This is a genomic window from Breoghania sp. JC706, assembly GCF_037026715.1.
Lineage (GTDB): Bacteria > Pseudomonadota > Alphaproteobacteria > Rhizobiales > Stappiaceae > Breoghania.
This window is the reverse complement of sequence record NZ_JBANCG010000009.1, coordinates 103387-116398: the sequence shown is the minus strand read 5'-3', so window position 1 is coordinate 116398 and position 13012 is coordinate 103387. Positions and strand designations below refer to the sequence as shown.

Annotated in this window: 13 protein-coding genes and 1 tRNA gene; 8 read left to right on the top strand and 6 right to left on the bottom strand. The window is 64.0% G+C overall.

The annotated features are described in order from the left end of the window. Position 1 precedes the first annotated feature (1 nt). Positions 2-724, bottom strand: coding sequence for an ABC transporter ATP-binding protein (locus V2L18_RS18960; protein ID WP_336179883.1), 723 nt, complete (start codon positions 722-724; stop codon positions 2-4). 242 nt (positions 725-966) lie between these two features. Here V2L18_RS18960 and V2L18_RS18955 point away from each other — a divergent pair, with 242 nt between their 5' ends. The 3 genes from V2L18_RS18955 to thpR all read left to right on the top strand — a co-directional run bounded on the left by V2L18_RS18955 (position 967) and on the right by thpR (position 3465). Next, on the top strand, positions 967-1602 hold the full coding sequence (locus V2L18_RS18955; protein WP_336179882.1) for an arylesterase: 636 nt from the start codon (positions 967-969) through the stop codon (positions 1600-1602). Between the two features lie 113 nt (positions 1603-1715). After that, positions 1716-2768 (top strand): aldo/keto reductase, encoded by a 1053-nt coding sequence (locus tag V2L18_RS18950; RefSeq protein WP_336179967.1) that lies wholly within the window; start codon positions 1716-1718, stop codon positions 2766-2768. Positions 2769-2925: 157 nt separating this feature from the next. Next, positions 2926-3465: an RNA 2',3'-cyclic phosphodiesterase gene (gene thpR / locus V2L18_RS18945; protein WP_336179881.1), complete on the top strand. Its 540-nt coding sequence runs from the start codon at positions 2926-2928 to the stop codon at positions 3463-3465. On the opposite strand, the gene V2L18_RS18940 is transcribed toward thpR, so the two are convergent. Continuing rightward, positions 3447-3803, bottom strand: coding sequence for a DUF6665 family protein (locus V2L18_RS18940; RefSeq protein ID WP_336179880.1), 357 nt, complete (start codon positions 3801-3803; stop codon positions 3447-3449). The two genes, thpR and V2L18_RS18940, sit on opposite strands and share 19 nt — an antisense overlap. Before the next feature lie 21 nt (positions 3804-3824). Then, positions 3825-4208 carry a DUF2794 domain-containing protein gene (locus V2L18_RS18935; protein ID WP_336179879.1) on the bottom strand — a complete coding sequence of 128 codons (384 nt, stop codon included), beginning with the start codon at positions 4206-4208 and terminating at the stop codon, positions 3825-3827. A gap of 619 nt (positions 4209-4827) precedes the next feature. Here V2L18_RS18935 and htpG point away from each other — a divergent pair. Next, on the top strand, positions 4828-6849 hold the full coding sequence (gene htpG / locus V2L18_RS18930; RefSeq protein WP_336179878.1) for a molecular chaperone HtpG: 2022 nt from the start codon (positions 4828-4830) through the stop codon (positions 6847-6849). Between the two features lie 75 nt (positions 6850-6924). Here htpG and V2L18_RS18925 read toward each other — a convergent pair whose 3' ends face one another. Both V2L18_RS18925 and V2L18_RS18920 read right to left on the bottom strand, forming a co-directional pair. Continuing rightward, positions 6925-7743, bottom strand: coding sequence for an aldo/keto reductase (locus V2L18_RS18925; RefSeq protein ID WP_336179877.1), 819 nt, complete (start codon positions 7741-7743; stop codon positions 6925-6927). 197 nt (positions 7744-7940) lie between these two features. Further along, a tRNA-Leu gene (locus tag V2L18_RS18920) sits at positions 7941-8027 on the bottom strand. Positions 8028-8174: 147 nt separating this feature from the next. Here V2L18_RS18920 and V2L18_RS18915 point away from each other — a divergent pair. The 4 genes from V2L18_RS18915 (at position 8175) to V2L18_RS18900 (ending at position 10119) form a co-directional block, all read left to right on the top strand. Next, complete coding sequence (locus V2L18_RS18915) at positions 8175-8753, top strand: YqaA family protein (protein WP_336179876.1); 579 nt, start codon at positions 8175-8177, stop codon at positions 8751-8753. 17 nt (positions 8754-8770) lie between these two features. Continuing rightward, the gene (locus V2L18_RS18910; RefSeq protein ID WP_336179875.1) at positions 8771-9301 is read left to right on the top strand and encodes a disulfide bond formation protein B; all 531 of its coding nucleotides are present in this window, start codon (positions 8771-8773) and stop codon (positions 9299-9301) included. Between the two features lie 114 nt (positions 9302-9415). Next, on the top strand, positions 9416-9673 hold the full coding sequence (locus V2L18_RS18905; protein WP_336179874.1) for a hypothetical protein: 258 nt from the start codon (positions 9416-9418) through the stop codon (positions 9671-9673). A gap of 35 nt (positions 9674-9708) precedes the next feature. Further along, positions 9709-10119, top strand: coding sequence for a metallopeptidase family protein (locus tag V2L18_RS18900; RefSeq protein ID WP_336179873.1), 411 nt, complete (start codon positions 9709-9711; stop codon positions 10117-10119). Between the two features lie 53 nt (positions 10120-10172). Here V2L18_RS18900 and V2L18_RS18895 read toward each other — a convergent pair whose 3' ends face one another. Then, positions 10173-12875 carry an AsmA family protein gene (locus V2L18_RS18895; RefSeq protein ID WP_336179872.1) on the bottom strand — a complete coding sequence of 901 codons (2703 nt, stop codon included), beginning with the start codon at positions 12873-12875 and terminating at the stop codon, positions 10173-10175. Positions 12876-13012 lie beyond the last annotated feature (137 nt).

The following is a 13012-nucleotide window of genomic DNA, read 5'->3' as shown; positions in this document are numbered from 1 at the left end:
GTCAGCGCCCCGCCGCCGCATGCGCGGGTCGGGCGACGTGATCAGCGTCGATAAGGCCGGAATGGATGCGCACGCTGGTGGTGCAGCGATCGGCGAGCGAGCGATCGTGGGTGACGAGCACCAATGTCGTGCCGCGCCGTTGCTGGGCCGCGAACATCAGATCGATGATGTTTGCGCCAGTGGTTTCGTCGAGATTGCCGGTGGGCTCGTCCGCGATGAGGATCTCCGGCTCGGTGACGAGCGCGCGGGCCATGGCGACGCGCTGCTGCTCGCCGCCGGAAAGCTGGGCCGGATAATGGGTGGCGCGGTCGCGGAGTCCGACGGCGGCGAGTTCGTCGCGGGCGCGCTCGAATGCGCGGGATTCGCCGGCAAGCTCCAGCGGCACGGCAACGTTTTCAAGCGCCGTCATGTTGGGAATGAGATGAAAGGACTGGAAGACGATACCGACATGTTGTCCGCGAAAACGCGCGAGTTCGTCCTCTGAAAGACCGGTGAGTTCGGTATCTGCCACCCGCACCGTGCCGCTGTCGGCCCGCTCCAGCCCCGCCATGACCATCAGCAGCGTCGACTTGCCCGAACCGGATGGCCCGATGATGCCGACGGAATGGCCGCGGGCGATATCGAGATCGATCCCTTTCAGGATGTGCACCCGGGCGGCGCCGTTTCCCAACGACAGGTGAACGTCCCGGAGCGAAATGGCCGGCTGTTCGGCAGGATGGTCCACGGGCCTTGTCCTCGGCTGGCTCGAACCCAAATGATAGGCCCGACATCTGATGGGTTTGCCGTCCGGCGCCCGATGACTGGCATGCGGCGGCAGGCACCCGATGTCGGACACGCGCTACGGGCCGAATGCCTAAAGATCACCAAACGACCGCGCTTGGCGGTCTTCCATCGAACGTGCTCTATTGGCGTCGACCATGTGTCCCGGCCAATATGGGGACGGAGCACGATCAATCCAGAGGGTTCATGCGCTTCCTGGCAATCATGATTTCCAGCCTGCTTATCGTCGGCGGAGCATCCGCCGGCCCTGCAGCGGCGAACGGGACCACCATCGTCGCCTTCGGAGACAGCCTGACGGCCGGCTACGGCCTCGATCCCGGAGAGGGCTTTCCCGATCAGCTGCAGCAGGTCCTGAGGGCCAAAGGTCATGACGTGAACGTGATCGACGCGGGCGTTTCCGGCGACACGACCGCGGGCGGCCTGGCGCGGCTCGACTGGTCCATCGGCGACAATGCGGACGCGGTGATCCTGGAACTCGGGGCCAACGACGCGCTGCGCGGGGTCGCGCCTGAGGAAACCCGCAAGAACCTTGCCGCCATGCTGGAGAAACTGAAGGAGCGCGGCCTGCCCGTGCTGCTCGCCGGCATGCTGGCGCCGCCCAACATGGGTCCTGAATACGGCCGCGCGTTCAATGCGATCTACCCCGACCTTGCGAAAGAATACGGCGTGCCGCTCTATCCGTTCTTTCTGGACGGCGTTGCCGGCGACCCGGCGCTCAACCTTGGCGACGGCATGCATCCGACCGGCGCGGGTGTCGCCGTCATCGTGAAAGGCATCCTGCCGGATGTCGAAGCGCTACTGGCGGAGGCAAACGCGCGGTAACCCTCGCATTCTCAGACTGAAAAGCGATATTTCCTCTCCGATACGCCTCCTTTCTCTCAAACGGGACAAAGATCCCGTCCTCCCATCCGACCAACTCAGGAACTTCCCATATGATCGAAATGCGCAAACTCGGGCGAACCGGTATCGAGGTCAGCAGCGTCTGTCTCGGCACGATGACCTGGGGCGAGCAGAACACCGAGGCCGAAGGTCATGCCCAGATGGACATGGCACTGGAGCGCGGCATCAATTTCTTCGACACCGCCGAACTCTACCCGATCCCGCCGAAGGCCGAGACGCAGGGCCGCACGGAAGAGACGATCGGCACCTGGTTCAAGGCACGCGGCACCCGTGACAAGGTGATCCTCGCCTCCAAGGTGGTCGGACGGACCGGAAACACCTGGTTCCGCAACGACGGCTCGGAAGGCCGGCTGACGCGGATCCAGATCGAAGAGGCTGTCAACAAGAGCCTGAAGCGGCTCCAGACCGACTATATCGATCTCTACCAGATCCACTGGCCCGACCGCATCGTCTCGCAGTTCGGCACCAACCCGACGATCTGGCAACCGCAGGATCCCGCGCCCGACGAGACGCCGATCGAGGAAACGCTCTCCGTGCTCGCCGATCTGGTGAAGGCTGGCAAGATCCGTCATGTCGGCCTTTCCAACGAGAGCGCCTGGGGAACGATGCGCTATCTGCAGGCAGCCGAGACCAGCGACCTGCCGCGCGTCGTCTCCATCCAGAACGCCTATTCGCTGCTGAACCGCACGTTCGAGACGAACCTTGCCGAGATCCATGCGCGCGAGCAGGTTGGGCTCCTGGCCTATTCGCCGTTGGCGCAGGGCTTCCTGACCGGCAAATACCGCGGCGGCGCGCGGCCGGCAGGTTCGCGCTGGGCGCTCTTCGACCGTCAGCAGCGTTACCAGACGCCGGGAGCGGAACCGGCGGCGGAAGCCTATTTCGATCTGGCCGAAAGCCTCAGCCTGACGCCGACAGAACTGGCACTCGCCTTCGTTCATTCCCGCCCCTTCGTGACCTCGATGATCATCGGCGCCACCAATCTCGACCAGCTCGCGCAGGACATCGACGCCGCCGACATCGATCTCGGTGCGGAGGCGATGGAGCGGATCAATACCCTCTACCAGGTGCACGGCAGCCCCTGCCCCTAACGCTCTCTCATGCAAAAGCGCCGGGCCACCTCGGTGGCCCGGTTGCATCGCGGCGACAAAATGTGCCGCGCACAGGCAGCGTCTTCTTGATTGGCTCTTGCCGAATCCCTTTCGCCGCAGCCACACTGACCGAAACTCAGCAACCGGGAGTTCCGCCATGCCGCGTCTCTTCACCGGCCTGGAAATTCCAGCCGAAATCGGCATGAGGTTGTCGTTGCTGCGGGGCGGCCTTCGCAATGCGCGATGGATCGAGCCGGAGAATTATCACATCACCTTGCGCTTCATCGGCGACATAGACGACCGGCTGGCCGACGAGGTTGCCGACGCGCTCGACCGCATTCACCGCGATCCGGTCGAGATCCGTCTCGACGGCCTCGGCGCCTTCGGCAAGGACAAGCCCCACTCGATCCATGCTCATGTCGAGCTGACCCCGGCGCTGAGCGAGCTTCAGGCCGAGCAGGAGCGCATCATCCAGCGGCTCGGCCTGCCGGCCGAACGACGCAAGTTCACGCCGCACATGACCATCTGCCGCCTGCGCGGCGGCACCAGCCCGGCTGAGGTCGCGAACTGGCTCGCCATGCGTGGCGACTTCCAGGCCCCACCGTTCATCGCCGGCCGTTTCGTGCTGTTTTCGTCGAAGGCATCGACCGGCGGCGGCCCGTACGTGATCGAGGAAACCTATCCGTTGGCTGCGTGAGGCGCCGGCCGTCGGGCCGGCCCCATGCGGTTGATCACCGCTTTCGGCACCTGAAATGTCCGATAGAAGGCCGCATCCACCCGCAGACCGCACAGGTCGCGCTGGATAGCGACATACCACAGAGCCTCGCCAGCCTCCTCCAGAAGCCGCTCATGGCGCTCCGTGTTAGCCTCAGCGCTCCCTTCGCATTCCGATACTAGTGCCAGCGCGCGTTCGAGCTTGCCCTGCAGCCGGCCGAGCGTGGAGGCCTTCTCAGCCAGCACCTCGTATTCCAGTGCCTTCTCGACCGGATCCAGGTCGGAAGCGTTGGCAAAGCGTCGGGGCGGTCGCAGCGACATCAACTCAAGCCGTGGATTGCGTCAAACCAGTGTGAGGTGGCGCTTCTTCTCAAAGATGCGCAGCACCTTGTCCAGCTCGTGGCCGCGTTTCAGGATCATGCCGCCTGCGGCCACCACCGAATAGGCCCCCTGCCGGCGGGCGTTTTTCGGCTCCTTCTCGATCCGGTAAAGCGGCATTTCGGATGTGCGCCGAAAGATCGAGAAGATGGCTTTGTCCTTGTGGAAGTCCATGGCGTAATCCCGCCATTCGCCTTCCGCAACCATTCGTCCGTAGACCCGGAGGATCTGGTCGAGTTCGCGCCGATTGAACGACACGACCGCCGGGGCAGGCTTGCCTGGCGCGGCGGACAGGGACGAATAAGGGGTTCCGCCGCGCAGCGATAGACTTTCTTCGGCCTCGCTCATGACGCCTCCTCTTTCTGGCGTGTGCGTATCCAGGCTGACGTTTGCATTTCCAGGCGATGCGAAATCTCCGCAATGCGGTTTGCTCGCAGCCCACGCACAACCTGAGCCGTCGCACCAACATGATTGCGCCCATGGCGGCATGTGGCAAGCCGGAAGGTACCGGATAGCGCTCTCAGTGCGTGTTTTCTGCTCAAAAGCGCGGAATCCAACGGATTTCGGGCAGAAACCGGAACGAGTCGCGGCGCGAAGGGCTGCCTGCCGAAAATTCTTATTTTCGCCTTAATGCCGCCCTTGCGACGACACTTTGGGCATCCATATTCCCATCGTTGCCTCAGACGGCCCGGTTCCGCCGAGACTTCGGATTTTTCAGCCCCCCAGCCCCCCGGGGACTTGGCTCAGAACCGGGCCACCTGGCAGCGATTGAAGGTCGGCTCCGCCGGCCTTTTTCTTTGTCCGGCTCCCCCCGATTTTCTCGTTTCGCATTCCCTGCGCTCGCCCGTCCCCTCGCGCGATTGCCGCGGGGAGCTTGAACCTGCCCGCAAAACCACCGATATCTGCCCCGCTCCGCCGCTTCTTTTTGCATCGGAGCGAGAATTTCATTTCAGGACGGGTTGCGAACATGACGAGCAAGACGAAGAAAGCCGCCACGAAGCCCGCGGCCGACAAGGCTGGCGATGCGTCTTCCCAGACCCCCGAAAAGGAAGCCCACGAATTTCAGGCGGAAGTCGCCCGGCTTCTGCACCTGATGGTGCATTCGGTCTATTCCAACAAGGACATCTTTCTGCGCGAGCTGATTTCCAACGCCGCGGACGCCTGCGAGCGCCTGCGCCAGCGCGCGCTGACCACGCCAGACCTGATTGCCGGCGACGAGACGTTCCGGATCCGACTGGAAACGAACAAGGCCGGAAAGACCCTGACCGTCTCCGACAACGGCACCGGCATGAGCCGCGAGGAGCTGATCGACAATCTGGGCACGATCGCCCGCTCCGGCACCCGCGCCTTCCTTGAAGGGCTCGGCGAGGCCAAGGACGGCCAGGCGCTGATCGGCCAGTTCGGCGTCGGCTTCTATTCAGCCTTCATGGTGGCGGGCGAGGTCGAGGTCGTCAGCCGCGCCGCAGGCTCCGACGAGGCCTGGACATGGCGCTCCGACGGACAGGGTAGCTTCACCGTCGAGCCCGCCGATCCAGCGGGCGCGCCGGCGCGCGGCACACGCGTGGTGCTGCATCTTGCCGACGACGCGCTCGACTATGCCGAGGCTCCCGCGATCGAGCGCATCGTGCGCGAATACTCCGCACATGTTCCCGTGCCGATCGTCCTCGCCAGCGAAGTGGAGGCGGAAGAAAGCCACGCGGAGGGCGATGAGGAAAAGTCGGGTAACGATACGGCAACGGCCATCGAGGAACGCGAGATCGCCGATGGCTCCGCGCTGTGGACGCGCAACAAGTCCGAGATTACGGAAGAAGAGTACAAGGAATTCTACGGCCACGTCTCTCGCCAGTTCGACGAACCGGCGTTGACGCTGCACTACCGCGCCGAAGGCCGGCACGAATATTCAGTGCTGCTTTTCGTGCCCTCCGTTACGCCGTTCGATCTCTTCGATCCCGACCGCAAGGGCCGGGTGAAGCTCTATGTCCGGCGCGTTTTCATCGCCGACGACGTGGACCTGCTGCCGGCCTATCTGCGCTTCGTGCGCGGCGTGATCGATTCGCAGGATCTGCCGCTCAACCTCTCGCGCGAGATGCTGCAATCGAACCCGGTGCTGGACGCGATCCGCAAGGGCGTCACCAACCGCGTCCTGTCCGAACTTCAGAAGCTCGCCGACAACGAGAGCGAAAAGTATCTCCGGATCTGGGAGACCTTTGGCCCGGTCATCAAGGAAGGCCTCTACGAGGACTTCGAGCGCCGGGACAAGCTTTTGGGGCTCGTCCGCTTCAAGACGACGAAGTCGGGCGAGAACTGGCGCACCCTTGCCGAGTACGTCGCAGATCTGAAGGAGAACCAGACCCAGATCTTCTACGCCATCGGCGACAACCCGGCCGCAGTGAAGGCCAGCCCGCAGCTCGAAGGTTACCGGGCCCGTGACGTCGAAGTGCTGCTGCTCTCCGATCCGGTCGATGCCTTCTGGGTGCAGGTGGCGCTGGGCTTCGACGGCAAGCCTTTCCGCTCGGTGACGCAGGGCGCGGCCGACCTCGATGCCATCCCCCTGCCCGAGGAGGAAAAGGACAAGGACGCGGAAGACGCCAGGGACAGCAAGACGGACGTCGCATCGCTCGTCACCTACGTGAAGGAGACGCTCGGTGACGCGGTGACCGACGTGCGCATCTCCTCCCGCCTTGCCGAAAGCCCGGTCTGTCTGGTGGCGCCCGAACACGGCCCCGACCGTCAGTTCGAGAAGCTGATGAGCCGGCGCGAAGGGGCCCCCGGGGGGGCGGGATCAAAGCCGGTGCTGGAGATCAATCCGCGCCATGCGCTTGTGAAATCGCTCGCCGCCCATCTTGGCGACGACACGGCAAAGGACTTCACGAAGGATGCCGCCTGGCTGCTTTATGACCAGGCCCGCATTCTCGACGGCGAACACCCGAGCGACCCGACCGCCTTCGCCGGCCGCCTTGCCCGCGTCATGGAAAAGGGCCTCGCCTGATATTTGGCCCGGGAAAGACCGAACCTGCATTCGCAGGATTGCGCGTTCAGGGAGATCCCCTGAACGCGCGTTGCGTCAGTCCCAGTCCGGCGCGAAATCCGGATCGACGTAGCGCACATCCTTCGGCAGCGCCGCGATGAGAGCGCGGTCCTCGTCGTCGAGGCGGATCGAGAGCGCATCAAGGTTTGCCTGCTGGGTTTCGTTGCGCGACGCCTTCGGGATCGCGGCCACGCCCGGCTGGTCCATCAGCCAGGCGAGCGCGATCTGCGCCGGGCTCGCGTCGTGCTTCTCCGCGATCGCGACAAGCCCCTCCTCGTCCGCCAGCCGGCCCTGGCCGAGCGGCACGTAGGCGACGAGCGGAATGCCCTTCGTGGTCAGATATCCGAGCAGCTTCGACTGGTCGAGCTTCAGGTGGTACTCGACCTGATTGCAGGCGATCGGCGCACCGATTTCCTCAACGGCGCGCTTCATCAGATCGACCGTGAAATTGGCAACACCCATCGCCTTGATCAGCCCCTCCTCCTTCAACGCCGCCATGGTCTCGAAAACCTCCCCCATGTCCATGTCGGGCGCTGGCCAGTGCACGAGATAGAGATCGACATAGTCCGTCTTCAGCTTTTCCAGACTTGCCTCCAGCGCACCGCGAATGCCGTCCCGCGTCAGATGATCGTGCCAGACCTTTGTGGTGAGGAAAATGTCGTCGCGGGCGACGCTGGAGGCAGCAAGCCCGGCCCCCACGCCGTCCTCGTTGCCGTACATCTCGGCCGTGTCGACATGGCGATAGCCCAGCGACAGGGCATGTTCCACCGCCCTTGCGCAATCGTTGCCCGTCATGCGGTAGGTGCCGAGACCGAGGCGCGGCATTGCGAGGCCCTGTGTGGAGAGGGTTTCCATGAAATATCTCCCGATCTGAAAACGGATGCCCGGACGGGCGCGAACGTAACGCGCAATGGATCTGCGCCGCGAGATTGTGTTCAGATGGGGAAACTAGAGCAAAGAAACGGCGCGTAAACCGCCAGCGTTGCGAACCAGCCGGACGCCGTGCCGACGCCATGTGCATCGGGCGCCGTAGCCGTGAAAGCGCGGTGTAATGGTGCCCCCGGCCCGACTCGAACGGGCACGTCCGTTAAGACAACGGATTTTGAATCCGTCGCGTCTACCAATTCCGCCACGGGGGCCTTCAGCGCGGCTCGAAAGCGAGCGCGACTATAGCGACGGCACCGCGCGCGTCAATCGGTCAGACGCCCCCGAGCTCACAGGACTGTTGATCGCACTCACGATGATGGCAATGGACTTGCCTTCTCGCCCTCGCTAAAGAGCAGACCATGTTGCGCCGCCTCTACGACTGGACCATGTCTCTCGCTGCCGGACCGCGCGCCACCGTGGCGCTTGGGGCGGTTTCCTTTGCCGAGAGTTCCATCTTTCCCATCCCGCCGGATCTCCTGCTGATCCCGATGGTTCTGGCCGAGCGCGCCCGCGCCTGGGCGCTGGCATTCCTGTGCACGATCACATCCGTCATTGGCGGAGTGGCGGGATATGCCATCGGCGCACTGCTTTTCGTCCAGATCGCCGAACCGATCCTGGCCTTTTACGGCTATCTGGACGCCTTCCAGAAATTCCAGACCGAGTACAACGCCTGGGGCGCATGGGCTGTGCTCATCGCCGGCGTCACGCCGTTTCCCTTCAAGGTGATCACCATCGCCAGCGGCGCGACCGGGCTCAACCTCGGTGTCTTCATCCTCGCCAGCATCGTCGCACGCGGCTTGCGTTTCTTCGCGGTCGCCGGATTGCTCTACCTGTTTGGCCCTCCGATCCGCACCTTCATCGAAAAGCGCCTCGGCCTCGTTTTCACCGTCTTCGTGATCATGCTCTTTGCCGGTTTCGCGGCAATCAAGCTGCTCTGAACAAAACGGATCTTCATATGGCGCCGCAATACTCTCCCTCCTCTCTGCTCGCCCGCCACAGAACAGCCGCCGCGGCCGGCCTCGTCTTTCTTGGCGGAGCCGCCGTGGTGGCGGGCGCCTGGGGCTTCCAGCTCATTGGCGGCTATGTCCCCTGCAAGCTGTGCCTGGAACAGAGGGTGCCCTACTATGTCGGCCTGCCCCTAGCGCTGATCGCATTCCTGATCGCGCGCTTCGCGCCGCACCGAATGACGATTGCGAAACTCGCCCTCGTCGCATTCGCGATCCTCATGATCTACGGCGGCGGCATCGGCGTCTACCAGTCCGGTGCGGAATGGAAGTTCTGGCCCGGACCGGTCGATTGCGGCGGCGGCGGTTCGCTTGCAAACGATTCCGGAAACCTGCTCAATTCCCTGCAGAACCTTCATGTGGTGAGTTGCTCGGAAGCAAGCTGGCGGATGTTCGGCCTGAGCTTCGCCGGCTGGAACGCGGTTGCCTCTGCGGGTCTCGCCATTGTGGCGCTTTGGGGCGCGATGGCAAGGCGCCCCTGATCCTGCCACCGGGACGCCAAGCGGCCGGAGGAGGATCACGGGCACGGGAACATCTTGAGGCAGGCGGACGCAAGTCGCCCGTCCTTGACGGCGTCCTGACGATCGGGAGACGGTATGAACCGGCGAGAAGAACAGGACGAGGAGCGTCGCCGAGAGGCGCAACGCACGCTCGATCGGGCTGGCCGCGACAGCGAAACCGTCGGCGCCTCCTCCTTCGCCCGCGTCGCCCGGCGCACTCGCGATCACTTCGCCGCAAGCGACAAGCACGCGGAACATGATCCCATCGAGATATGGGGAAGCCGGGTCGGCCGGGCCGCCGGGCTCGTCTTCGCGGTGGCTCTGGTGATCTATCTGGCGGCGACCTACCTTTGAGACAACGTGTATCTCATTGCGCCGACGGGTCACCCATGAACGTTTCCGACTGGTCTTCCGCCACCGCTCCCGACCTTGCGACGTTTCGCGATATCGCACATCAAGCGTTTGCCGACCTCCCCGACGCGTTCCGTGAACGCTGCGACGGCATCGTCATCGCCATTGACGAGTTCCCAAGCGACGCGATGCTCGAAAGCGTCGGCGCCGAGGGCCCCTTCGATCTTCTGGGACTATTCGAAGGCTTAGGCCTCGCCCAGACCGGCGGCAATGTCTTCACCGGTCAGCAGCCCAACCGCGTCTGGCTCTTCCGCCGGCCGATCCTCGACTATTGGGCCGAATACGAGGACAGCCTCGGCGAGATCATCACGCACGTGCTGATCCACGAAATCGGCCACCATTTCGGCCTCTCCGACGAGGATATGGAGGCGATCGAGGCAGAGGGCTGACAACGGGCGCCGCAACAGGGAGGAGCGGTCAGGCGGAAACAGTCCCTCGCCCGCTATTCCTTCTTCTTTTTCTTGCCCAGGCCAAACAGGTTCGGCGCGACCTTGAACCCCTGTTCGATGGATTTCAGGACCGCGTCGTCGTCCGCCTCGCCGTTCAGCACCTTCTTGATGTCGATGCCATCGCCGCCAAGCTGCTTGACGGTCTCCTCCAACGCCTTGCCAGGGTTTTTCTTCATGATGTCGAGAAGCCCGCCGCTCACAGCCTGCAGCTTCTTGTAGGCCTCGCCCGGATTTTCCAGGATGCCGGCAATGTCGGGATAGATCTGCGGCTTGCTCCAGGGACCGCGGATGACGACGGGGACCCCGAGACCAACCATATCGCCCGACGCCCCCTGCCCTTTCAGGGAAGCAACGATCTGCGGCTCCACGCGCCAGTCGAGCGTGCGCTGGCCGATATCCGTCTTTCCGCCGCCGCTCACCCGCACCAGCGGGCCGACGAGCTTGAGGTCGGACGTGGTCGCGACGCCCTTTTCCACCACGAAGTTTGCCGAAAGCTCGCTGAAGTCCGTGGATTGCGCATCATCCTTCTCGCCCCAGCCCAGGAGGGTGGAGACGGAAAGATTGCGCACCATCTGCGGAATGTTGATGCCGCGTATCGAGCCGTTGGTGAACTTCACCAGCGCCTTGCCGGAAAGCGATGAGGCAAGCGCCGCCTGACTGGCGCCAGCCGCGGTGAGATCGAAGGTGATGGCGGTCTTGCCGTGCAGGGCACGGAAATCGGCAAGATCCGTCAGGAACGGATGCGCCTCCAGCCCTCTGAGATCAAGCGAGGACATGACGGCCGGCACCGGTTGCGTGCCGTCAATCGTCACGACGCCGTTGGCAGAACCGCCGTAGAGGCTGAGCGGATCGAGATCGGCGCGCAACTTGCCCCCGGCAATGGCGACCGTCAGCCGGCTCTTGTCGATCTTGAGCTTGTCCCAATGGATCTCCTTTGCGGAAAGCGTCAGATCGGCATCGATCGCCTTCAGGCCGGAAAAATCGATCGGATCCGCGCTCCAGCCGCCGGAACGCTGTCCTGCGCTTCCGGCCGCCCGAGAGGAACTGCCATCCCCGCGCGAGCCGGCGGACGCCTCTCCGCCGAGATAGGGATCGAGCACGAGCGCATCGAGAGCCAGAGAAGCGGTGATTTTCGGCACCGCACCGGCCAATATCACCTCGCCGGCTCCCGTGCCGGTCGTCCCGTCAAGGGCGATGGAGGCATCCTTGAAACCGATGCGCTGAGAGCCGACGTCTATGCGCCCGGAAACCGCAAACCGCTTCAGACCGCCACCCGGCGGCAACGGCGTGCCGGCCCAGGCGAGCAGATTGCGCAGGTTCGCCGTTTCAAGCGACAGACGCCCGTCGAACGCCCCGCTCAGAGAGCCGGTGCCATTTGCACCGAGCTTGAAATGGCTGCCGGAAACGGAGGCCTCGACCGGAGCCGGCTTGCCGGCAAGAAGCGGCTCGGGCGCGGCGGAGGCGGCCAGATCGAAGCGCTCGCCATTCCACGTCAGTCCGCCCCGTGCCGTTGCCGGCCGGCTCAATCCGTCAAGAGAAACCTGCAGGTTGACGGCTTCAATCCGTTCAGCCGCCGGATCGCCGCCGCCGAAGCCGAGACGTCCGAGATCGACGGCATCAATCCCGAGATCCGCGGACACAACCGGCTCCGCCTTGCGCGTGTCCGCCACGAGACGCCCCGTCAGGGTGCTTCCCATGGCAGATGCGGACAGATCCTCCAGCGCGATCTGGCCTCGGGCAAGATCGGCCGTCGCGGCGATCTTGTAGCCTCCGGCATCCTTGAGCCCCTTCGCGGCAACACCGAAGGCCGCCAGCGCCTTGGGCAGGGAATCGCCGGAGATACCAATGCGCAGGTTCCCGCCCAGCGGCTCAGCCGCAAGCGTTCCGGATACGGTCGCCTCCCCGAAACCCCCGGAAATCCGCGCGGAAACCTCGCTTGTCTTGTTCTGCAAAAGCCCCAGCGGCGAACCGAGTTCGGCTTCGATATCGAAAGCTGTCCCCTGCCAGACGAGCGAACCCTCCAACGTCGCCGCCTCTTCAGACGACGGCAGGAAAAAGCTCGTGTTGATCTTCTGGAGCGAGATGGCCTGTCCGGAGCGCTTATCGGTGAAGGAAAGCGATCCGTCGCTGATGGTCAGTTCGTCAATCTGGACCCGGCGCACAAGATCCGCGAGATCCTGTCCCGCCTCGTCAGCAGGAACAGGGGCCTTGGGAGCGTCTGCCTTCTCGCCCGGAACCGGAGGCAGAACGCCTGATCCCGCATCCTCACCTTCTGTCGACAGGGATTCATCGATCAGGTCGCTCAGGGTCTTGCGCGGCGCCCAGCTCGTATGCCCCTCCGCATCTGTCTCCAGCAGGATCTGCGGCTTGTGGAGCGCGATCCCGGTCACGCGGACGGTCCCGCCAAAGAGCGCACTCAGTGACAGGCCGAAGTCGATCTCCTCGACCTTGGCGAATTCGATACCATCCGCCCCGGCTTCGCCCGACAGCCCGACGTCGCGGGCACTGAGGGAGAAGGTGGGCAAAAGCCCGAGCCCGACCGGTCCGTCAAGCCGCAGGCGCCAGCCTGTCGCCGTTTCGACCTGCGCCACGATCTGCCGCTTGATCGCGTCCTTCGGCAGGAAGAACGGCACCACCAGCGCCACAACGGCGACGAGCACCAGAACACCGGCAAGGGCGATGAGGATACGTTTCACGCGAGGCTCCATCGGATACGAATCTGATGGAAGTTTACGTTAATGCTGTGCGGAAATGGTGACGAATTCGCCTCACGGGCGCAAGACTTGCGCAGGCCGAGCCGGCGGCCCGGCACGAACGGAGTACCACCGGGCAG